The sequence below is a fragment of the Anoxybacillus eryuanensis genome (assembly GCF_051200995.1).
Classification (GTDB): Bacteria; Bacillota; Bacilli; order Bacillales; family Anoxybacillaceae; genus Anoxybacillus; species Anoxybacillus tengchongensis.
The window spans coordinates 104,709-126,695 of the sequence record NZ_JBPODS010000003.1 but is presented as its reverse complement, the minus strand read 5'-3'; the positions used below and the strand labels follow the sequence as shown (position 1 = coordinate 126,695).

The 21,987-nt window shown below is 41.4% G+C and carries 27 protein-coding genes; 24 read left to right on the top strand and 3 right to left on the bottom strand.

Features of this window, described 5'->3' with window-relative positions:
• Window positions 1–74: 74 nt before the first annotated feature.
• From HNQ84_RS05245 to HNQ84_RS05155, 19 genes are all read left to right on the top strand, one after another.
• Complete coding sequence (locus HNQ84_RS05245; RefSeq protein ID WP_183246189.1) at window positions 75–737, top strand: NfeD family protein; 663 nt, start codon at window positions 75–77, stop codon at window positions 735–737.
• On the top strand, window positions 734–1,723 hold the full coding sequence (floA, locus tag HNQ84_RS05240; RefSeq protein ID WP_032100093.1) for a flotillin-like protein FloA: 990 nt from the start codon (window positions 734–736) through the stop codon (window positions 1,721–1,723). Before HNQ84_RS05245 ends, floA begins: the two co-directional genes overlap by 4 nt.
• 10 nt (window positions 1,724–1,733) lie before the next feature.
• Window positions 1,734–2,063 carry a YqfB family membrane protein gene (locus HNQ84_RS05235; protein ID WP_246348795.1) on the top strand — a complete coding sequence of 110 codons (330 nt, stop codon included), beginning with the start codon at window positions 1,734–1,736 and terminating at the stop codon, window positions 2,061–2,063.
• Between the two features lie 53 nt (window positions 2,064–2,116).
• Window positions 2,117–2,401: a sporulation protein YqfC gene (gene yqfC / locus HNQ84_RS05230; RefSeq protein ID WP_055441010.1), complete on the top strand. Its 285-nt coding sequence runs from the start codon at window positions 2,117–2,119 to the stop codon at window positions 2,399–2,401.
• Window positions 2,402–2,413: 12 nt separating this feature from the next.
• A complete protein-coding gene (yqfD, locus tag HNQ84_RS05225; RefSeq protein ID WP_435621397.1) occupies window positions 2,414–3,601 on the top strand; it encodes a sporulation protein YqfD in 1,188 nt (395 codons plus the stop codon).
• Window positions 3,602–3,604: 3 nt separating this feature from the next.
• Window positions 3,605–4,567, top strand: a complete 963-nt coding sequence (locus HNQ84_RS05220; protein ID WP_435621396.1) for a PhoH family protein — start codon at window positions 3,605–3,607, stop codon at window positions 4,565–4,567.
• Between the two features lie 58 nt (window positions 4,568–4,625).
• Window positions 4,626–5,093, top strand: coding sequence for an rRNA maturation RNase YbeY (ybeY, locus tag HNQ84_RS05215; RefSeq protein ID WP_435621395.1), 468 nt, complete (start codon window positions 4,626–4,628; stop codon window positions 5,091–5,093).
• Window positions 5,094–5,099: 6 nt separating this feature from the next.
• Entirely contained in the window at window positions 5,100–5,486 is a 387-nt protein-coding gene (locus tag HNQ84_RS05210; protein WP_055441006.1) for a diacylglycerol kinase family protein, read from the top strand.
• Window positions 5,487–5,552: 66 nt separating this feature from the next.
• Window positions 5,553–6,461: a GTPase Era gene (gene era / locus HNQ84_RS05205; protein WP_435621394.1), complete on the top strand. Its 909-nt coding sequence runs from the start codon at window positions 5,553–5,555 to the stop codon at window positions 6,459–6,461.
• A gap of 99 nt (window positions 6,462–6,560) precedes the next feature.
• The gene (locus tag HNQ84_RS05200) at window positions 6,561–6,704 is read left to right on the top strand and encodes a YqzL family protein (protein WP_072242680.1); all 144 of its coding nucleotides are present in this window, start codon (window positions 6,561–6,563) and stop codon (window positions 6,702–6,704) included.
• Between the two features lie 19 nt (window positions 6,705–6,723).
• Window positions 6,724–7,485, top strand: a complete 762-nt coding sequence (recO, locus tag HNQ84_RS05195) for a DNA repair protein RecO (protein ID WP_032100086.1) — start codon at window positions 6,724–6,726, stop codon at window positions 7,483–7,485.
• 91 nt (window positions 7,486–7,576) lie between these two features.
• Entirely contained in the window at window positions 7,577–8,206 is a 630-nt protein-coding gene (gene ccpN / locus HNQ84_RS05190; protein ID WP_435621533.1) for a transcriptional regulator CcpN, read from the top strand.
• A gap of 12 nt (window positions 8,207–8,218) precedes the next feature.
• A complete protein-coding gene (locus HNQ84_RS05185; protein WP_183240921.1) occupies window positions 8,219–9,025 on the top strand; it encodes a pyruvate, water dikinase regulatory protein in 807 nt (268 codons plus the stop codon).
• A gap of 305 nt (window positions 9,026–9,330) precedes the next feature.
• Window positions 9,331–11,148: a DNA primase gene (dnaG, locus tag HNQ84_RS05180; protein ID WP_183246203.1), complete on the top strand. Its 1,818-nt coding sequence runs from the start codon at window positions 9,331–9,333 to the stop codon at window positions 11,146–11,148.
• A complete protein-coding gene (gene rpoD / locus HNQ84_RS05175; protein WP_435621393.1) occupies window positions 11,141–12,259 on the top strand; it encodes an RNA polymerase sigma factor RpoD in 1,119 nt (372 codons plus the stop codon). The genes dnaG and rpoD overlap by 8 nt, the downstream gene beginning before the upstream one ends.
• 74 nt (window positions 12,260–12,333) lie before the next feature.
• Window positions 12,334–12,870: a hypothetical protein gene (locus HNQ84_RS05170; protein ID WP_435621392.1), complete on the top strand. Its 537-nt coding sequence runs from the start codon at window positions 12,334–12,336 to the stop codon at window positions 12,868–12,870.
• Window positions 12,871–12,980: 110 nt separating this feature from the next.
• Window positions 12,981–13,343 (top strand): cytochrome c550, encoded by a 363-nt coding sequence (cccA, locus tag HNQ84_RS05165; RefSeq protein WP_032100080.1) that lies wholly within the window; start codon window positions 12,981–12,983, stop codon window positions 13,341–13,343.
• Between the two features lie 91 nt (window positions 13,344–13,434).
• On the top strand, window positions 13,435–14,139 hold the full coding sequence (locus tag HNQ84_RS05160) for a tRNA (adenine(22)-N(1))-methyltransferase (protein ID WP_183246209.1): 705 nt from the start codon (window positions 13,435–13,437) through the stop codon (window positions 14,137–14,139).
• A complete protein-coding gene (locus tag HNQ84_RS05155) occupies window positions 14,136–15,254 on the top strand; it encodes a Nif3-like dinuclear metal center hexameric protein (RefSeq protein WP_435621391.1) in 1,119 nt (372 codons plus the stop codon). Before HNQ84_RS05160 ends, HNQ84_RS05155 begins: the two co-directional genes overlap by 4 nt.
• A gap of 9 nt (window positions 15,255–15,263) precedes the next feature.
• Here HNQ84_RS05155 and HNQ84_RS05150 read toward each other — a convergent pair whose 3' ends face one another.
• Window positions 15,264–16,211, bottom strand: a complete 948-nt coding sequence (locus HNQ84_RS05150; RefSeq protein WP_435621390.1) for a 4-hydroxy-3-methylbut-2-enyl diphosphate reductase — start codon at window positions 16,209–16,211, stop codon at window positions 15,264–15,266.
• A 68-nt stretch (window positions 16,212–16,279) separates the two neighbouring features.
• Window positions 16,280–16,741, bottom strand: coding sequence for a VrrA/YqfQ family protein (vrrA, locus tag HNQ84_RS05145; RefSeq protein WP_435621389.1), 462 nt, complete (start codon window positions 16,739–16,741; stop codon window positions 16,280–16,282).
• Window positions 16,742–16,897: 156 nt separating this feature from the next.
• On the opposite strand from vrrA, the gene HNQ84_RS05140 reads away from it, so the two are divergent.
• The gene (locus HNQ84_RS05140; protein WP_435621388.1) at window positions 16,898–18,178 is read left to right on the top strand and encodes a DEAD/DEAH box helicase; all 1,281 of its coding nucleotides are present in this window, start codon (window positions 16,898–16,900) and stop codon (window positions 18,176–18,178) included.
• 13 nt (window positions 18,179–18,191) lie between these two features.
• Window positions 18,192–19,079, top strand: coding sequence for a deoxyribonuclease IV (locus tag HNQ84_RS05135; RefSeq protein WP_435621387.1), 888 nt, complete (start codon window positions 18,192–18,194; stop codon window positions 19,077–19,079).
• A gap of 26 nt (window positions 19,080–19,105) precedes the next feature.
• Here the strand turns inward: HNQ84_RS05135 and HNQ84_RS05130 are convergent, their stop codons facing one another.
• The gene (locus HNQ84_RS05130) at window positions 19,106–19,360 is read right to left on the bottom strand and encodes a DUF2624 domain-containing protein (protein ID WP_435621386.1); all 255 of its coding nucleotides are present in this window, start codon (window positions 19,358–19,360) and stop codon (window positions 19,106–19,108) included.
• A gap of 84 nt (window positions 19,361–19,444) precedes the next feature.
• Between HNQ84_RS05130 and HNQ84_RS05125 the strand changes: the two genes are divergently transcribed.
• From HNQ84_RS05125 to HNQ84_RS05115, 3 genes are read left to right on the top strand one after another with little or no spacing between them, the layout of a single operon-like run.
• Window positions 19,445–20,320 (top strand): YitT family protein, encoded by an 876-nt coding sequence (locus HNQ84_RS05125; protein WP_435621385.1) that lies wholly within the window; start codon window positions 19,445–19,447, stop codon window positions 20,318–20,320.
• Between the two features lie 58 nt (window positions 20,321–20,378).
• Complete coding sequence (locus HNQ84_RS05120; RefSeq protein WP_435621384.1) at window positions 20,379–21,134, top strand: metal ABC transporter ATP-binding protein; 756 nt, start codon at window positions 20,379–20,381, stop codon at window positions 21,132–21,134.
• A 14-nt stretch (window positions 21,135–21,148) separates the two neighbouring features.
• Window positions 21,149–21,982 (top strand): metal ABC transporter permease, encoded by an 834-nt coding sequence (locus tag HNQ84_RS05115; protein ID WP_183246227.1) that lies wholly within the window; start codon window positions 21,149–21,151, stop codon window positions 21,980–21,982.
• The last annotated feature ends 5 nt before the right edge of the window (window positions 21,983–21,987 follow it).

Below are 21,987 nucleotides of genomic sequence, written 5' to 3'. Positions count from 1 at the left end.
GTAAGGTGTTTTTCTGTTTTTGAAACTTTTTTTCTTTTCATACGTACATATAAAAGGTGAAAGGAGGAAAAACGATGGGCGATTTCATTATTGCTTTTACGCATCCGTTTCTTGCTGCTCTCTTACTCATCGTTGGCAGCGTGCTGTTTGTTTGGCAGCTATACGATGCGCGTTGGGGATGGAAGGGAACGGGAAGCCTCGTTTGCTTTTTGCTTTTTTTCTCAGCGCATTTAGCGGCTGGTTTAACAACTTTTGGAGCGATCATGTTATTTGCTATTGGTCTTATTTTGTTAGTCATTGAGTTGTTTGTTCCGGGTGGGGTAATTGGCTTGCTTGGGCTCGGGACGCTTGTTTGGAGTTTATTTTTAGCCGCCAAACATTCCCCTTTTATCACTGTTTCTTTAGCCGTAGCTGTCGTTAGTGCGCTCATGATGGGATTGTGGTTAAGTCGAGTCAGTAAAAAGAAGATGATGCTTTTCGAGAAAATCGTGCTTACTGATGAACAGCGAAATGAAAAAGGGTATGTTTCTCACGAAGCGCGTGTTGATTTAATTGGAAAGCGTGGAGTGTCGCTTACTGTCTTGCGACCAGCGGGAACAGCACTCATTGATGAAGAACGTGTAGATGTCGTCACAGAAGGAGAATATATAGAGCGAAATCGTCCGATTGAAGTCGTTTATGTCGATGGGTTAAAAATTGTTGTTCGTGAATGGAAAAAAGAGGAGGAGATCATATGACACCAGATCAATTTTTGTTCATTATTGCACTTGCTTTAGGGCTTGTGTTGTTAGCTGTGTTTTTCTCGTTCGTTCCAGTTATGCTTTGGATTTCAGCTATTGCTTCCGGCGTTCCAATTAGCATTTTTACGCTTATCGGTATGCGATTACGTCGCGTCATTCCATCGCGCGTTATTAATCCGTTAATCAAGGCGAAAAAAGCAGGATTAGATGTAACGATTAATCAGTTGGAAAGCCATTATTTAGCAGGAGGAAATGTCGACCGCGTCGTTAATGCTTTAATTGCTGCACAACGCGCCAATATTAATTTAACGTTTGAACGTTGTGCTGCCATTGATTTAGCAGGACGAAATGTACTAGAAGCTGTCCAAATGAGCGTGAATCCAAAAGTCATTGAAACGCCATTTATTTCGGGTGTCGCAATGGATGGTATTGAAGTGAAGGCGAAAGCGCGTATTACTGTACGAGCAAATATTGATCGATTAGTGGGTGGAGCAGGGGAAGAGACGATTATCGCACGTGTAGGTGAAGGTATTGTATCAACAATCGGCTCTCAAGACGATCATAAAAAAGTGCTTGAAAACCCAGATATGATTTCTCAAACGGTATTGGCTAAAGGATTAGACTCAGGAACAGCGTTTGAAATTTTATCGATTGATATTGCGGACATTGATATCGGAAAAAATATCGGTGCAGAATTGCAAACAGATCAAGCAGAGGCAGATAAGAAAATTGCGCAAGCGAAAGCAGAAGAACGTCGTGCAATGGCCGTTGCGCTTGAACAAGAAATGAAAGCACGCGTGCAAGAAATGCAGGCAAAAGTTATTGAAGCAGAGGCACAAGTGCCACTTGCGATGGCGGAAGCGCTTCGTTCTGGCAAGCTCGGTGTGATGGATTACATGAACTTAAAAAACATTATGGCGGATACGAATATGCGCGATTCGATTGGGAAACTCACGCAACAACCAGATGATGAGAAAAAGTGAGGAATAAATGATGGTGCTAATCGATTGGCTCCTTAACAACTTATTTGTCGTCTTTGTTTTAGTTACATTTGTTTCATGGATTGGAAAACGAATGAAAACAGTAGAGGAAACGATTGAACAAAAACAACAGCAAGAACAACAACCGACCGTCGTTGTGAAAGAAATAGAGCCAGAAACGAGACGTGAAGTGAAGAAAGAGCGAGAAATTATTGTGCCACAGCAAATGATCGAGCAACAAGCAAAAGTAAAACAATTACCGACGCATCCGCTCGTGCAAGGTGTGATTTTTTCAGAAGTGTTTGGTCCACCGCGAGCAAAGCGTCCGTACAGTAGAAAATAAGTGATATAACCCCCATTTCGCTCATACATATGAGATGAAAGGGGGTTTTATTTATGATCGGAAAATGGAAAAACAACATGCGACAATGGTTAACAAATCAAATGGAATTACCCGCAGATGTTGTCGCTGACCTCCCCCGTATTACAATGATTGGGCATATTCATATCTACATAGAAAACCATCGTGGTTTACTTTTGTTTACAGACCGCGAATTGCGCTTGTTGTTAAAAAACGGGCAGCTACTTGTCAAAGGGGAATCGTTTAGTATTAAAACGATTTTGCCAGAAGAAATTTTGCTCGAGGGAAAGATTAGCCAAGTGTTGTATTTGGAAGAATAAGGGGGGGCGAGTGTGAAAAACGAATGGATGTATCGCGTGGCCGGAAATTTGCGTATACGTATTGTTGGAAAAGGATTAGAGCGGTTATTAAATGAATTTACACGGCGTGGAATATACGTATGGAACGTGAGGCGAGAGGATGAAAACTCGCTCACGTGTTACATGTTTCTTCGCGATATTCATCATGTGCGAGTAGCGATGCGAAAAAGTGGATGTAAGCTATATGTTCTCGAACGGCGAGGGGCACCGTTTTGGTTGAAAACGTCATGGAAAAATAGCGGCATCGTTGTCGGATTAGTTGCCTTTATGTGCGTCGTTTTTTTATTATCTAATATGATTTGGCGTATTGAAGTAACTGGGGCGAATCCAGAAGTGGAACATACCGTGAGACAACAATTAAAAAAAATAGGGGTTGAACGTGGCGCCCTACAGTTTGTCATCCCTACCCCTGAAGCGATTCAGCGAACGTTAATGAACAATATGGATACGATTACGTGGATTGGTGTTGAATGGCGCGGGACAACGTTATATTGCCAAGTCGTTGAAAAAAAGAAGCCGACACAAACGAAAGCGAATGCGCCACAACATCTTGTTGCGAAGAAAAAAGCGGTCATTACGTATATGTTTGTTGAGCAAGGTCAAGCGGTTGTAGAAGTGAATGATCATGTTGTTCCAGGACAGTTGCTTGTTTCTGGTTTTATTGGGAAAGAAGGACAAACAGAGATCGTGCCAGCGCGCGGTCAAATTTTAGGGGAGACGTGGTACAAGTCTACGGTGGTCGTTCCGATGAAAACAACGTTTTATATGTTGACAGGGAAAAAGCGCGAAACACATTATGTTCGTTTTTGGTCGTGGAAAGTTCCGGTTTTTTGGAATCATAAAGAACCGTTTTCACAATTTGAGAAACAAGTAGACGAAAAAACGTTTCGTTTCTTGACGTGGACGTTACCGATTCGCTATGAAAAAGTAGTGTGGCGTGAAAAAGAAGTTGCTGTTCGTGAATATTCATATGAACAGGCAAAAACGGCCGCAAAACAAATTGCTCGTGACCAGTTAAAGCGACAGCTACCTGCGGATGCGATCATCCAAGGTGAAAAAGTTTTGCATGAGACGAAGGAGAATGGTAAAGTAAAAGTAGAAATGCATTACCAAGTCATTGAAAACATTGCGACACCACAACCAATTATTCAAGGAGATTGAGGAATGTCGGAACAGTTTGTCACGATTTACCCTAACGTACAAAATGCAGATGAAGCGCTTGCCTTATTTGGTGCGCACGATATTCATTTAAAGCGCATTGAACAAGAACTCGGTGTTTCCATTGTGACGCGCGGAGAGGCAGTCAGCGTTTCAGGAAGCAAACAACATATTGAGCTTGTTGATGAATTGCTTCGTCATTTGTTGTTTGTTATTCGTAAAGGCATCGTTATTAGCGAGCGAGATGTGCTTTATGCGCTACAAATGGCGAAGAATGGTACGATTTCTTATTTTGTAGAGTTGTACAATGAAGAAATTGGAAAAAATGCAAAAGGAAAAACGATTCGCGTCAAAACGCTTGGTCAGCGTCAATACGTTTCTGCCATTCAGCGCCACGACTTAATTTTCGGTATTGGGCCAGCAGGAACGGGAAAAACGTATTTGGCTGTCGTTATGGCTGTACAAGCGTTAAAAAACGGACAAGTCAAGCGAATTATTTTAACGCGTCCGGCTGTTGAAGCGGGAGAAAACTTAGGTTTTTTGCCGGGGGATTTAAAAGAAAAAGTTGATCCGTATTTACGGCCGCTTTACGATGCCCTTCATGACGTCCTTGGTCATGAACATACCCAACGATTAATTGAGCGCGGTGCAATTGAAATTGCTCCGCTGGCATATATGCGTGGGCGAACGTTAGATGATGCGTTTGTCATTTTAGACGAGGCGCAAAATACAACGCCTTCGCAAATGAAAATGTTTTTAACGCGCCTTGGCTTTGGCTCGAAAATGGTGATTACCGGCGATATTTCGCAAGTGGATTTGCCAAAAGGTGTTCGTTCGGGACTTGCGATTGCGAAAGACATTTTAACGAATGTAAGCGGAATTTCATTTGTCTTTTTAGAGCAAGCTGATGTTGTACGCCATCCGCTTGTCGGCAAAATTATCGCTGCATATGAAGATGCCGGAATGTAAATGCGACCTGCGCTCACGTAGGTCCTTTTTGCACTTTAATAAAGAGAGGGAAGAGTATATGTTAATGATTGACTTTATTGATGAGACGAATGAAATAACAGAACAACAAATCGATCTTATTGAACAGTTATTGCAACATGCTGCAAAGGAAGAACACGTACGAGATGGGGCAGAAGTGAGCGTCACGTTTGTTGATAATGAAAAAATTCGCGAAATCAACCGCGATTATCGCGGAAAAGATCAACCGACAGATGTCATTTCGTTTGCGCTCGAAGAAATGGGTGAAGAAGAAATCGAAATTGTCGGTGCAGATTTTCCGCCGATGTTAGGAGATATTATCATTTCCGTTCCAAAAGCGCGCGAACAGGCAGAACAATACGGTCATTCGTTCATGCGCGAACTTGGTTTTTTAGCGGTGCACGGTTTTTTACATTTGCTCGGTTATGATCATGAAACGGAAGAAGAAGAAAAAGTGATGTTTGCGAAACAAGAGCAATTATTACAACAGTTCGGCTTAACGAGATGATCGCTTATGCGCTGGAAACGATTTGTCGCTAGCGTGTTATATGCTTTACACGGCATTCGTCTGGCGGTTTGTTATGAGCGAAATATGCGCATTCATTTAGCAGCAACGATTGCTGTTATCGTTGCTGCAACGGTGTTTCGCATTACGAGAACGGAATGGCTCGTGTTGCTTTTGACGATCGGGGCAGTCATTAGCTTAGAAATCGTCAATAGTGCAATTGAACGGACGGTCGATTTAGTGACGGACGAGTATCGACCGTTAGCGAAAGAAGCGAAAGATTTAGCGGCAGGCGCAGTGCTCGTTTTTGCGATTATTTCTGTTATTATTGGAATTACCATTTTCTCGCCTTATTTGTATGTATTTTTTAAAAATTCTTTACATTTTCATAAATAGTAGTGAAATCATGTTCATATTTTGGTAAAATAAAAAGCAAGCATAATTTATGCGATGGAGGTTTTTATGATTCGAGAAGGATATAAATCAGGATTCGTAGCAATTATCGGACGACCAAATGTAGGGAAATCTACATTTTTAAATCGCGTCATCGGGCAAAAAATTGCTATTATGAGCGATAAGCCACAAACGACGCGCAATAAAATTCAAGGTGTATATACAACAGATGACGCGCAAATTATTTTCATTGATACGCCAGGCATTCATAAACCGAAACATAAGCTTGGCGATTTTATGGTCAAAGTAGCGCAAAGTGCGTTGCAAGAAGTCGATTTAATTTTATTCATGGTGAATGCTGTAGAAGGGCTCGGTCGCGGTGATGAATTTATTATCGAACGTTTAAAACAAGTGCAAACACCGGTATTTTTAGTCATCAATAAAATTGATGAAATACATCCCGACGATTTATTGCCGCTGATTGAGCAATATCGCTCACTCCATTCGTTTGCCGAAGTCATTCCTATTTCAGCGTTGCAAGGCAACAATGTAGAGACATTGTTGCAACAAATTAAAAACTACTTGCCTGAAGGACCGCAATATTATCCTGCGCACCAAGTGACGGATCATCCTGAGCGGTTTATTATTGCTGAGTTTATTCGCGAAAAAGCGCTCCATTTAACGCGCGAAGAAGTACCACATTCCATTGCGGTTGTCATCGACTCGATTGAACGTCGGGAAAATAACGATACCGTATATGTTGCAGCGACCATTATCGTTGAGCGCGATTCGCAAAAAGGAATTATTATCGGCAAGCGCGGTCAAATGTTGAAGGAGATCGGCCAGCGAGCGCGCGTCGATATTGAAGCACTACTCGGTTCAAAAGTGTTTTTAGAACTATGGGTGAAAGTACAAAAAGACTGGCGAAATAAAATGGCACAGTTGCGAGACCTTGGCTATCGCGAAGATGAATATTAATACTGTAAAATTTTAAAAGACATCGTAACAGCGACAAACGGGCAAACTACAAGTGAGCTGCTCAATCACCGTCAACTAACGAGAGAAAGGTGTGGTTCGATGCTCGATTTTACCTGGAAGCTATTTAGTCAAACAGGGAATATTGACACGTATCTGTTATTTAAGGAGCTAGAACGCGAAACGCAAGAGCAAGCGAGCGATTCAACGTATCATTTAACTGAACGAGATTATCACGTCCTGTAAATTTGGAAGGTTATGTTATATGTTTGAAAAGTGTGAAGGGATTGTTATTCGAACGATTGACTATGGAGAGACAAATAAAATCGTTACGATATTTACACGCGAATGGGGAAAGGTTGCTGCGATGGCAAGAGGTGCGAAAAAGCCGAGCAGCCGCCTTTCTTCTGTTACGCAAATGTTTACATACGGCATTTATTTGATTCAAAAAAGTCGCGGTGTTGGAAGTTTACATCAAGGAGAATTGCTTTCAACGATGCGCCATATACGTGAGGACATTTTTTTAACAGCATACGCCTCGTATATTGTTGAATTGACAGATAAAGCAGTGGAAGAACGACGTCCGAATCCATATTTATTTGAGCTTCTTTTACAAACGCTCACGTATATGAACGAAGGACTTGATGCGGAAGTGTTGACGTACATATACGAAATGAAGCTGCTTCCGGCATTCGGATTGTATCCGAAGTTAGACGGCTGTGCTGTTTGTGAAGAGAAAGAAGGCACGTTTGCTTTTTCGATTGCGCAAGGGGGATTTTTATGTCACCGTTGTTTTGAGCACGATCCACACTGTATCCCGATGACTCCGTCGGTTTTAAAATTACTTCGCCTTTTCTACTACGTAGATTTGTCCCGCATTGGTCAAATCGCTGTCAAGCAGGAAACGAAAAAACAATTACAAACGATTATTTCAGCTTATTACGATGAATATTCGGGTCTTTCGCTGAAGACGAAACGTTTTTTACAGCAGCTCCATACGCTAAAAGGTGAAAGCGGACAAATATAATGTTGTCCGCTTCCCACTTTTGTTTGCAAAATATAAAGATGAATTATAATATGGTCTTATAGTGTAGCCTATTGTAAGGTGGTGAGCGACAATCGAACTCAATAAACGTCAAGAACAAATTTTGCAAATCGTCAAAGATCACGGACCGATTACAGGGGAACATATTGCTGAGAAGCTCAACTTAACACGTGCGACGTTACGGCCGGATTTAGCGATTTTAACGATGGCGGGGTATTTGGAAGCGAGACCTCGTGTTGGGTATTTTTATACAGGAAAAACAGGAACGCAACTGCTTGCTGATAAAATTAGAAAAATTAAAGTGAGCGACTATCAGTCCATTCCGGTTGTCATTCATGAAAACATGAGCGTCTATGATGCGATTGTTACGATGTTTTTAGAAGATGTCGGCACGTTGTTTGTTGTGGATGAGGAGTCGCTGCTTGTCGGTGTGCTATCCCGAAAAGATTTGCTGCGCGCCAGCATCGGAAAACAAGAATTAACATCCATTCCTGTCAATATCATTATGACGCGAATGCCAAATATTACGTTCTGTGAAAAAGATGATTTACTTATTGACGTCGCCCAAAAGCTAATTGAAAAGCAAATTGATGCGATGCCAGTCGTCAGAAAAGTGGACAAAGGTTATGAAGTCATCGGGCGTATTACAAAAACGAATATGACAAAGGTGCTTGTCGCGTTAGCAAAAGAAGACGTGCTTTAAAGGGGGAAAAATATGAGTCAAATCGTATACGTCGTATCCGATTCAGCAGGAGAGACGGCCGAGCTCGTTGTTAAAGCGGCGGCGAGTCAGTTCCAAGGGGCGCTCGTTCAATTTCGTCGTGTTCCGTATGTAGAAGATGTTGAAACGCTATCGGAAGTTGTCGCGTTAGCAAAAATGAACCGAGGTATTATCGTTTTTACATTAGTTATACCGGAAATGCGTCGATTTTTATTAGCTGAGGCAGCACGTGAAGGAGTTCCTGTGTACGATATTATTGGACCGCTCATTGAACAAATGGAGCAACTATTTCAAATGGCACCACGCTGCGAACCTGGCCCCATTCGCGTGTTAGATGAAGACTATTTCCGAAAAATTGAAGCGATCGAATTTGCAGTAAAGTACGATGATGGACGTGACCCTCGTGGCATTTTACGAGCCGATATCGTTTTAATCGGGGTATCGCGCACGTCGAAAACACCGCTATCGCAATACTTAGCTCATAAACGTTTTAAAGTCGCTAACGTGCCGATCGTTCCGGAAGTCGATCCGCCAGAAGAATTGTTTCAAGTGCCGCCTGAAAAATGTTTCGGTCTAAAAATTAGTCCAGAGAAGTTAAATGAGATTCGTCGGGAGCGTTTGAAATCGCTCGGCTTAGATGACCGCGCCATTTACGCAAACATTGACCGAATTAAAGAAGAATTGCAATATTTTGATGGGGTTGTAAAGAAAATTGGTTGTGAAGTCATTGATGTGACAAATAAAGCGGTCGAAGAAACAGCGAATGTCATTATGAATATTATGCGCAAAAGAGAGAAATAACCAAACGAAGCACAATCACAACAAGTGATATGTGCTTTTCCTTTTTCATAAAAACGTTTGTGCATTTGTATAGCCAACTGACGTTTTTTATATTATAATAAAAAATTGTGATAAAACAGGTTTAGACTGAACATAGGACGAATAAACTATTTATAGCTAATTGTCAAGTGACAATGCATCGGGATTTTCGACAATATTTTTTTCTCAAAAAGAAGGATTGTTTCGCGCAATGGAGAATAAAAACATACAAAACAATTGGATCAAAGCCACACGTTTTGTCGAAATATGTTTGGAGCTGTTGAAATATGGGACAACGCATTCCTGAAGAAACGGTTGAGCACATTCGTCGCTCAGTCGATATTGTAGACATCATCCAACAGTATGTCTCGCTTAAAAAACAAGGACGCAACTATTTTGGTTTATGTCCTTTCCACGGAGAGAAAACACCTTCTTTTTCTGTTTCACCAGAAAAGCAAATTTACCACTGTTTCGGCTGTGGGGCAGGCGGAAATGTGTTTTCGTTTTTGATGGACATCGAAGGAATTACATTCATAGAAGCAGTGAAGCGATTGGCACCGCGGGCAAATGTAGATCTGTCGCACATCGTTGATGATCATCCGACAGCCGAGCGGACAGAAACAGCAACGATGATTGCTGCGCATGAGCTGCTAAAAAAGTTTTATCATCATTTGCTTATGCATACAAATGAAGGAGAGGAAGCATTAAGCTACTTACTTCATCGGGGATTTACGCGCGAAATCATCGAACAGTTTGAAATTGGCTACGCTTTGCCATCTTGGAATGCAGCTGTTACATTTTTAACAAACAAAGGTTTTTCGCTTTCTCTGATGGAGCAAGCAGGATTAATCGTAAAAAAATCAGGAGAGGACTCATATTTTGATCGTTTTCGTCATCGCATTATGTTTCCAATCCATAACCATCACGGAGAAACGGTTGCGTTCTCAGGGAGAGCGCTCGGAAACGAAGATCCGAAGTACTTGAATAGTCCTGAAACACCTATTTTCAACAAACGAAACATTTTATATCATTTTCATGAGGCGCGCGTGCCGATGCGCCAAAAACAGCAAGTAGTGTTGTTTGAAGGTTTTGCGGATGTAATTGCCGCTGTGCAAGCTGGCATTTCCCATGCGGTAGCAACGATGGGAACGGCTTTATCAGAAGAACAGGCGCGCATGCTACGGCGAAACGCATCTTCTGTCATCGTTTGTTACGATGGCGACCGAGCTGGAATAGACGCTGCGCTCAGAGCTTCAGAGACGCTTATGGAGGCTGGCTGTTATGTCAAAGTGGCGATGATACCAGATGGGCTCGATCCTGATGAATATGTGCGAAAATATGGTGCCGACCGCTTTCGTCATCATGTGCTTGATGCAAGCTTATCGCTTACTGCATTTAAGTTAGAATATTTGAAGCGCGGGCGTCATTTACAAAATGAAAGCGAGCGACTTCGTTACATTGAAGAAGCAGTCAAAGAAATTAGTCGCTTATCTAATGCCATTGAAGCTGACTATTACTTGCGACAACTAGCGGATGAGTTTTCCATTTCTATGGATGCGTTACGTGAACAAATGACGCTTCATGGGAAAAAGCAACAAACGGAACGGAAAAAACATGAGCGTCGCGAGACAGTCATTCTACCTGCGAAGACAAAATTGTTACCTGCTTTTCAAAAAGCAGAACGGATGTTAATTGCTCATATGTTGCGCGATAAAGAGATCGCATTAACTGTGCAAGAGGCGATCGAAGGCGCATTTAACATCGAGGAACACCGCGCTATTGTCGCTTATTTATATGCATTTTACGAAGAAGGACACGAACCCGATGTAAGCTCGTTGCTTGAACGCATTCATGATCCACAACTAAAACGCATTGTGACAGAGCTGTCGATGATGCTGATTAACGAAGATATTTCATCAGCGGAGTTACAAGATTATATTCAATGCGTGCTCAATTATCCGAAAGAACAGTTGCTTAAGCAAAAAGAAACGCAGTTGCGCGAAGCGGAACGCCAAAAAGATTATGAGCGCGCCAAACGCATTGCTAGCGAAATCATCGCAATGCGAAAGTCTTTGCATTTTGGAAGGAGGGGAATAAATGGCTGAAAAGTCAACACATTCCGATTTAACGTTAGAGCAAGTGAAAGAGCAATTAGTTGAACTAGGTAAAAAACGTGGTGTTCTTACCTATGAAGAAATCGCAGAACGATTATCACCGTTTGATCTCGATTCTGATCAAATGGACGAATATTATGAATATTTAAGTGAGCAAGGTATCGAAGTCGTCGGTGAGTCCGATTTAGATGATGAGGATCTAGATGATCCAGACTTCGACGATTTAAAAGACGAAGAGTTCGATTTAAACGATTTAAGCGTCCCGCCAGGTGTGAAAATTAACGACCCTGTTCGTATGTATTTAAAAGAAATTGGGCGCGTTCCATTGTTGTCAGCAGAAGAAGAAATTGAGTTAGCGAAACGGATCGAACAAGGTGACGAAGAAGCAAAGCGCCGTCTTGCTGAAGCGAACCTTCGCCTTGTTGTGAGCATCGCCAAACGTTACGTTGGTCGTGGCATGCTTTTTCTTGACTTGATTCAAGAAGGAAATATGGGTTTAATTAAAGCAGTCGAAAAGTTCGATTACCGCAAAGGATATAAATTTAGCACATATGCAACATGGTGGATTCGACAAGCGATTACGCGTGCGATTGCTGACCAAGCACGTACGATTCGCATTCCTGTTCACATGGTTGAAACGATTAACAAGCTCATTCGCGTTCAGCGTCAGCTTTTACAAGATCTCGGTCGCGAGCCATCTCCGGAAGAAATTGCAGAAGAGATGGATTTGACGCCGGAAAAGGTGCGTGAAATTTTAAAAATTGCTCAAGAACCTGTATCGCTTGAAACGCCGATTGGTGAAGAAGACGACTCCCATTTAGGCGATTTTATTGAAGACCAAGATGCGACATCTCCAGCCGAACATGCGGCGTATGAACTGTTGAAAGAACAGCTTGAAGACGTGTTAGATACGCTAACAGATCGGGAAGAAAATGTTCTTCGTCTTCGCTTCGGTCTTGACGACGGCCGTACACGAACGCTTGAAGAAGTCGGAAAAGTGTTCGGTGTAACGCGCGAGCGCATTCGCCAAATTGAAGCAAAAGCGTTGCGGAAGCTGCGTCACCCAAGCCGTAGCAAGCGTCTAAAAGACTTTTTAGAATAACCGTTTACAAGAAATAGTTTACTTCTTACAATAGAAGTAAGCTATTTCTTTATTTAGGAAGGAATGCGTATTCAATGGAACAAAAACGAAAAGAAATTATTATTAACGAAATTAAATATTGGAAACAAACGCGATTGTTGCCGGAACAATATTGTGATTTTTTGCTTGCGTTGTATACCGAAGGGAACCATAACGACGATGTTGATCAACCAACGAAGCAAGTTCCGACATGGGCCGTTCGTTTTACGATGATTTTGATCGGCATCTTTTTACCTTTTGCTCTTCTTGTCATTTATTTTACTGAATTGTCGTTCGTTTTGCAAACGCTCATTTTGTCACTTTTTGTCATAATTTGTTTGATGACCGTCCGTTTTTTTGCACAACATAAAATGCTTACCCATATCGCCCTAATTGTAGGCGCTTTGTCGCTTCTTCTTCTTTCCATTCGTGCATGCGATGTGTACTTTTCAGGAAATATGAGCGCATTGGCGATAACAGTTATGTGTAATTGTTTTGTTTGGCTATTGATCGGTTGGCGTTTTTCGCTTATGTATTTCGTCATTTCGGGTGTTGTCGGCATCATTCTTCTTTTTTCTTCATTTTTCATTTAAAAAAATTTACATACAGGGCTTTTCCTTTATGGGAATTTAAAGTACAATAAAATTGTTTGTAACGTTTTCATTTTGAAAAACATGCTTTATTACATAAGGGAGGGTAAAGTATGAATCGTAATCCATTAATCCCATTTGCACTCATTATGGTAATGGGAATCGGCCTCATTTTCTTTCTGTCTGTAAAAGGCCTCGGGGATATGAAAGAAGTGGCGAAAGAGAAAGAAGGCGGCGCGAAGACAGAAGAAACAGCTGCTGCGGGTCCAGAAGACATTTACAAAAAAAGCTGTGTAGCATGTCATGGTGCGAACTATGAAGGTGGTGTTGGTCCAGCGTTAAAAGGTGTAGGTGACCGTCTATCTGTTGATCAAATTAAAGATGTATTAGTAAACGGTCGTGGAAGCATGCCAGCTGGACTAGTCCCTGCGGATCAAGCAGAAGAGATGGCAAAATGGCTTGCTGAATTGAAATAAACGAAGTAGAAAAGTCCCTTTACCTCGGTGAAGGGATTTTTCGTTTTTTGCAAAACATGATAAACTGAAGAAAAAAGTGTGGTGACTATCATTGAACGAATTACAGCTATCTAAACGGTTACAAACAGTTGTTTCATTCATTCCAAAAGGAAGCGTACTAGCAGACATCGGTTCAGACCATGCTTATTTGCCATGCTATGCGTATTTGCACGGATACATAACAAAAGCGATTGCGGGTGAGGTAGCGGATGGGCCGTTTCGTTCAGCAAAGCAACAAGTGGAAAAATGCGGACTTTCTCGTGTCATTTCCGTTCGTAAAGGGGACGGACTACAAGTTGTTGCGCCAAATGAGGTGAATTGTGTCACAATTGCCGGGATGGGGGGTACGCTCATCTCAAACATTTTAGAAGCAGGAAAAGGAAAATTAACAGCTGTGAAGCGGCTCATTTTACAACCAAATGTCGGTGCGCATATTGTACGGCGATGGCTGTTAGAAAATGAGTGGGAGCTAATAGATGAACGCATTTTAGAAGAAGATGGACAAATTTATGAAGTGCTCGTTGCGGAGCGTGGCAATCCTTATCGGCCATATACGCAGCTCCATGTCGAATTGTTGCTCGGTCCGTTTTTATTGAAAGAGCGAAATGACGTGTTTGAAAAAAAATGGGCGCTAGAAATGAAACATTGGCGGGATGTCATCGAGCAACTGAAACATGCAAAAACAGAAGAAGCAATGAAAAAGAAACAACAATTTGTTGAAACATTGCATATGGTAGAGGAGGCTTTAAACAGATGAAAACCCCAAACGGATATGAAATCATCCAACTGTTCGAACAGTTTGCTCCAAAACATTTAGCGGTGGAAGGGGATAAAATCGGTTTACAAATCGGTACGTTAAACAAGCCAATTCGACGCGTCATGATTACGTTAGACGTATTAGAACATGTTGTCGATGAAGCAATTGCACATGAAATTGATTTAATTATTGCGCATCATCCACCGATTTTTCGTCCGCTTAAACATATTGTTACCGATCAGCCGTATGGTCGCATGATTGAAAAGTGTATCAAACATAACATTGCTATTTACGCTGCGCACACGAATTTAGATATCGCTAAGGGCGGGGTGAACGACTGGCTCGCTGAGGCACTGCAATTACAAAATGTTGATGTTCTCGTACCAACGTACGAAGAGCCGCTGAAAAAGCTTGTCGTATATGTGCCACGCACACATGCGGATGCGGTGCGCAAAGCAATGGGCGATGCCGGTGCTGGACATATCGGAAATTATAGCCATTGTACATTTAATAGCGAAGGCATAGGTACGTTTTTACCAGAAGAAGGAGCAAATCCGTTTATCGGTCAACAAGGGAAGTTAGAAACAGTAGAAGAAGTACGCATCGAAACGATCGTCCCTGCACGTTTGCAACGAAAGGTCATTCGAGCGATGTTACAAGCTCATCCGTATGAAGAAGTAGCGTATGATGTATATCCGCTTGACAATAAGGGGACGACATATGGGCTCGGACGAATCGGGACATTAAGCGAAGAGATGACGTTGCAACAATTTGCGGAACATGTGAAAACATCATTGCATGTACCGGCTGTTCGTGTCGTTGGTGAATTGGCGAGTCGTGTTCGTAAAGTTGCAGTCATTGGTGGTGACGGAAATAAATATATTCATGAAGCAAAAATGAGCGGTGCTGATGTGTACGTAACAGGTGACTTATATTATCATGTCGCACATGATGCGTTAATGCTCGGTTTAAATGTCGTTGACCCGGGGCATCATGTCGAAAAGGTGATGAAAGAAGGAGTGGCGAACGTATTAAAAACGATGTGTGCACAACAAAAATTCGATGTCGATATATACGTGTCGCAAACGAACACAGAGCCATTTACGTTCATATAAAAAAGAGGCTTATTCGCCTCTTTTTTTCACTTTTGGTAAAATCTTGGTTAGTGGTACTTTTCGTTCACGCTTCCATGTTTCAGGATTGTTCGGATCAAACTGCTCTAAAAAGTCGATGACTTCTTTTGTAATGGGTGTTGGTGTGGATGCGCCGGCAGTCACTGCGACTTTTTTGGCGTCTTTAATCCATTCGATGTCGATTTCAGTCACGTCTGCAACACGATACGCTTTCGTTCCGGCAATTTCTTCAGATACTTGTGCGAGTCGATTGGAATTATTACTTCTTGGATCACCGACAACGATCGTTACATCTGCTTCTTTTGCTTGTTCAGCAACGGCTTCTTGCCGTACTTGTGTCGCTAAGCAAATTTCACGGTGCATTTCGACGTGCGGATATTTTTCTTTCACTTTTTCCATAATATGTGCCACATCCCATTGACTCATCGTCGTTTGGTTTGTCACAATAATGTGTTTCGATTGAATATTCAGTTGTTCTACATCTTCAAGTTTTTCAATTAAATGAACAGCGTGTGGTGCAACGCCAATTGCTCCTTCAGGTTCAGGATGTCCTTTTTTTCCGATGTAAATGACTTCATAGCCGTTCGCTACTTTTTCGCGAATTAAATCATGTGTTTTCGTGACATCAGGGCATGTGGCATCAATTGTAACAAGTCCTTTTTCTCTTGCGCGCTGTTTCACCTCAGGTGAAACACCGTGGGCAGTAAAAATGACTGTGCCACGATCGATACTTTCTAAAATTTCAAGTCGATTCGGGCCGTCAAGCGTAATAATTCCTTCTTCAGCGAATGCATCGGTTACATGTTTATTATGAACGATCATGCCTAAAATGTAGATCGGTCTTGGTAACGTCGGATCGAGCGCGGCGTTGCGGGCGATAACCATCGCATCAACGACTCCGTAACAATATCCGCGTGGCGTAATTTTAATGACTTCCATAATGGATCGCTCCTTCTTGGCGTGTTTGTCGTATTCATTATATAAAAGAAGGAGCGAACATACAAAAGTTAAATATATAGTTTTGGAATGGATTTCCCTTTTTCATACGTTTTTTCTTGTTCTCGTTCTTTTGCTGTTGGAACAGGACGTTGTTTTTTCGATGGTTGCTGTTCAGTTTGTTTTTCGGTTGTTGCCGCACTTATTTCATTTGACGTTTTAGTTGTTTCGTTTGTATTGTCAGTTTGTTTTAGTTCACGAAAAATTCGCATCATCGATGGCACGCTTTTAATGAGTGGACCGTATTGTTGTACCATCGGTGTAATCGTTTGAACCATGTTTAACATTTTTTGTACATTTGTTAACATTGAATCAATACTCGGCAATGCTCCACCAGCACCAAATGCTTGTGTAGGAAGTTGGCTACCGAACAATCGCGAAAACATGCCTCCTTGTGCTTGTCGCATCATTGGTTGTTGCCACATGGGTGGTATCGGTGGACGCGAAGGTGGAAACATAAATGGACGTCGCAATGAAGTTCCTCCTTTCTTTACATGGTAAAGCTTTTTGCTCATTTTATCTATATTACGATATGCAAGAAAGCTCATATAGTTGAATGAACGGTTTATGTTCGTATATAATATGTAACTGGTCTATTTTTTATTGAATGAGAAAGGGGATGAGAAACGATGTTTGAACGTTTTCCGTTTCATCCGTTTATTATAGAGGCGATTCAACATTTAAAGTTTCATAAGCCGACACCTATTCAAGAGCGTGTCATTCCTGCTGTGTTGCGTGGTGAAAGTGTCATCGGCCAGTCGCAAACAGGAACAGGGAAGACACATGCTTATTTATTGCCAATTATTCAGCGTATTGACCCACGTGTAGACGAAGTACAAGCGGTAATTACTGCACCGACGCGTGAATTGGCAACACAAATTTATCATGAGGTATTAAAAATTGTAAAATTTTGTCCGAATGATCACCGCATTACAGCCCGATGTTTTGTTGGCGGAACGGATAAGTTACGGTCGATTGAAAAACTGAAAACACAGCCTCATCTTGTCATTGGTACACCGGGGCGCATTGATGATCTCGTTCGCGAACAAGCGTTATTTGTCCATACAGCCCGCATGCTCGTCGTTGACGAAGCAGATGTTATGCTCGATATGGGGTTTATTGCAGATGTTGATCGCATCGCAGGCCGTATGCCTGAAGATTTACAAATGTTAGTTTTTTCTGCAACAATTCCAGAAAAGTTAAAGCCGTTTTTGAAAAAGTATATGGAGAATCCGACTCATATTCATATCGCACCAAAACAAGTCGCAGCATCAACGATTGAACATATTTTAATTCCGCTTCGTCATCGTGATCGGTTGCAACTTTTACATGATATATTAGTTGCCTACAACCCATATTTAGCTATCGCGTTTGTAAATACGAGAAAAGCAGCTGACGAAGTAGCAAACGGTTTGATTGATAAAGGATTAAAAGTAGGCGTGTTACATGGAGATTTAACGCCACGTGAACGGAAAAAAATGATGAAAGCGATTCGTGATTTGCAATTTCAATATATTGTTGCAACGGATTTAGCGGCGCGTGGAATTGATATTGAGGGAGTCAGCCACGTCATTAACTATGAATTGCCGTCAGACGTAGATTTTTATGTTCATCGCACTGGTCGGACAGGACGTGCAGGTTATGCCGGCATTGCTGCAACGATTTATGAGTCATCAGATCAACATGCGCTAGTCAAGTTAGAAAAGAAAGGCATTCATTTTCTCCATCGTGATTTGCGCCACGGCGAATGGATCGAACTTGATGCATGGAACGGACGGAAAAAAGAGAAAAAAGTTGATGAAGTAGAGCAACTCGTTGAAAAAATAGCGAAAAAACAAAAGAAAGTAAAGCCGGGATATAAGAAAAAATTGCGAGAACAGCTACAAAAGCAAAGAGCGAAAAAGAAATAAGGGAGAGAAGAAAGTGTTAAAAATTGGTTCACACGTATCGATGAGCGGAAAAGAGATGCTGCTAGCTGCGAGTAAAGAAGCGGTATCGTATGGGGCAAATACGTTTATGATTTATACGGGAGCACCACAAAACACGAGACGGAAACCAATCGAAGAACTAAACATTGATAAAGGACGTGCCCATATGAAAGAACATGGGATTGATGAAATCGTCGTACATGCTCCGTACATCATTAATATCGGTAATACAATGAATGCCGATACATTTTCTCTAGGTGTTTCTTTTTTACGTTCAGAAATTGAACGAACAGAAGCGATTGGTGCCAAGCAGCTTGTTCTTCATCCAGGGGCGCATGTTGGCGCAGGTATTGAAGCAGGAATTGAAAAAATTATTGAAGGATTAAATGAAGTGATGACAACTGACCAACAAGTACAAATTGCTTTAGAAACGATGGCAGGAAAAGGATCGGAATGTGGCAGTCGTTTTGAGGAGTTAGCGAAAATCATTGACGGTGTGACACATAACGATAAGTTGTCTGTCTGCTTTGATACGTGTCATACGCACGATGCAGGGTACGATATTGTGAATGATTTTGACGGCGTATTAGAGCAATTTGATCGCATCATTGGGCTTGACCGTCTTAAGGTATTGCATATTAATGATAGTAAAAATCCGTGTGGTAGCCGTAAAGACCGTCATGAAAATATCGGTTTCGGTCATATCGGTTTTGATGCGCTAAATTATATTGTGCATCATCCGCAGCTTATGCATGTGCCGAAGATTTTAGAAACGCCATATGTCGGTGAGAAAGCATCTGCGAAGCCACCATATAAATTTGAAATTGCCATGTTGCGTGCACAACAGTTCGATCCGAACGTTCGCGAAAAAATTGTTGAGTAGAAGAAGGCTGTCCGTAGGCAGCCTTCTTACTGTATAAATTGGCGAATGAAATCATTGGCTTGTTTAGCGAGTTGTGGTGATGTGCGATGGGCGAGTTCGCGAATCCAGTTTTTTCTTGCTTGTTCATTAAACACATCAATCGTCTTTTCGCGCATCATTTGAATAATCGTTTCCGCATCTTTTGGAGAAAGCGAAACGTTATATTGTTTTGCATACGTCATTAACTCGTTTGCGGTGATGGATTTCATTTTATGTTGAACGATTTTATGATATACGTTCACGTCACATCCCTCCTTGTTTACGATATGAACAAGAAAAGGAAGATGTGCAATGATATAATAAAATAGATGAAGGGAGAGATTGGAATGAAAAGACAACATAAAAAAGAGACGATCAGCCATCTGCTGTATCGTCTTGTCATGATGACAATTGGTGCAACGCTCGCAGCGTTATCCATCGAGTTGTTCTTAGTGCCAAATGAAATTATCGATGGTGGGGTAATTGGTATTTCCCTTATTCTTGATCGCATTCTTCCAAATTACGCATGGTTGAACTTTGCGACACTTGTCATTTTGTTGAATACACCATTTATGTATTTTGGTTATAAACAAATCGGGAAAACGTTTATGCTTTCCTCACTTTATTCCATCGTTGTGTTAGCTGTTATGGAACGGTTATTTCACCATGTATCTCCATTTACAACAGATTCCATTTTAGCGACAGTGTTTGGCGGGGCTATTCTTGGTGCAGGCGTGGGACTTGTCATTCGCCATGGTGGCTCACTAGATGGGACGGAAATTTTAGGAATTTTAATGACGAAAAAATTACCGTTTTCCGTTGGTGAATTTGTTATGTTTACAAACGTTTTTATTTTTACTTGGGCGGCGTTTGTATTCGGACCAAAGCAAGCGATGTATTCTGTTTTAACTTATTATATCGCTTTTAAAACGATTGATACCGTCATTCAAGGATTAGATGAAACAAAAGCGGTTTTGATCGTGTCAGACCATTACGAGGAAGTGTCAGATGCGATTTTAAATCGACTCGGACGCGGGACAACGAAGCTGATGGGGAAAGGTGGTTATACGGACGAGCAAAAAGAAGTCATTTATGCCGTTGTTACTCGCTTGGAAGTGACGAAGTTGAAGTCGATTGTATATGAAATTGACCAAAACGCCTTTATTACCATTATGAACACACAAGAAGTACGTGGAGCGAAATTTAAGTCCGCTATTCATTAATAAAAACAAATGCGCTATACTATGAATCGGAATTATTTTGAATTAAGGTGGTCAAACGATGGACGATATTTTACGTGTTGAGAACGTATCGTTTCGATATGATGATGAAGATGTATTGCAACATATTAATTTTCACATTCCAAAAGGAGCGTTCGTTGGTTTAGTTGGGCCAAATGGCTCAGGAAAATCGACATTGTTAAAATGTATTTTACGGTTGCTAAAACCACAAACAGGACAAATTTTTTTATTTGGCACACCAATTGAGCAGTTTAAAGATTGGCATAAAATCGGTTTTGTATCTCAAAAAGCAAATAGTTTTAATACTGGATTTCCTGCGACCGTGTATGAAGTTGTCGCAAGCGGTTTAACAGGAAAGTTAGGTTTATTTCGACGATTAGACAAACGTGATGAAAGAGCGGTATATGAAGCGATCGATGCGGTTGGCATGGGCCCGTTTATTCGTCGTAATATCGGGGAACTTTCGGGCGGTCAACAACAGCGTGTATTTATCGCTCGTGCCATCGTGTCACAACCAGAATTTTTAATTTTAGATGAACCGACTGTCGGGGTCGATGTGCATCATGTACAAAGTTTTTACGACATGCTTGAGCGGTTAAATAAGCAACATCGCATGACATTACTCCTTGTGACACACGATATTGGAACGATTACAGAAAAAGTGACACATGTCGCATGTTTAAACAAACATTTACATTTCCATGGCAGTGTGCAACAGTTTGCTCAGCTGAAAACAGAAGATGTCGCATCATTTTATGGGCATCATCTTCATTTACTTGCTCACGATCATGCGTAGAAAGGGGGGTGTATATGTTAGAAGCTTTATTTCAATATGAGTTTTTACAAAACGCGTTTATTGTTGGTATATTGATCGGATTTATCGCCCCTCTTTTAGGGGTGTTCATTGTCGTCAGAAGGCTATCGCTTATTGCTGATGCATTAAGCCACGTAACACTTGCGGGAATTGCAGCCAGCTTACTTGTACAAAAAAAATTTTTAACGTTTGCGACATTAAACCCGATTTATATTGGGATGGCATTTTCTGTCGTAGGTTCGTTATTTATTGAAAAGTTGCGTACGGTATATAAGCATTATCAAGAATTAGCGATTCCGATCATTTTATCAGGAGGCATCGGTTTAAGTGTCATTTTTATTTCACTTGCGGATGGCTTTAATACCGATTTGTTTTCATATTTATTTGGAAGCGTCAGTGCAGTCAGCACGACGGACGTATGGACGATTAGCATCATTTTTTTCATCGTGCTTACTGTCATTTTTCTGTTTTATAAAGAGTGGTTTATTTTATCATTTGACGAAGAATATGCGCAAGCATCGGGAGTGAAAGTAAAATCGCTCCATTTTGTTTTCATTGTGTTAGTAGCTCTTGTCATTGCTGCGTCGATGCGCATTGTCGGCATTTTGCTTGTTTCGTCACTCATGACTCTTCCTGTTGCTGCAAGCATTCGAATAGCGAAAGGATTTAAACAAGCGCTATGGTTGTCGGTTATATTCGGGGAGCTTGCAGTTATTGTCGGATTGTTTCTTTCTTATTATTTGAATTTAGCTCCTGGTGGAACGATCGTTTTATTAGCAGTTTGTATATTAATTGGGGCGATCATGTGGAAAAAATGGAAGAGAGGATGACGAAG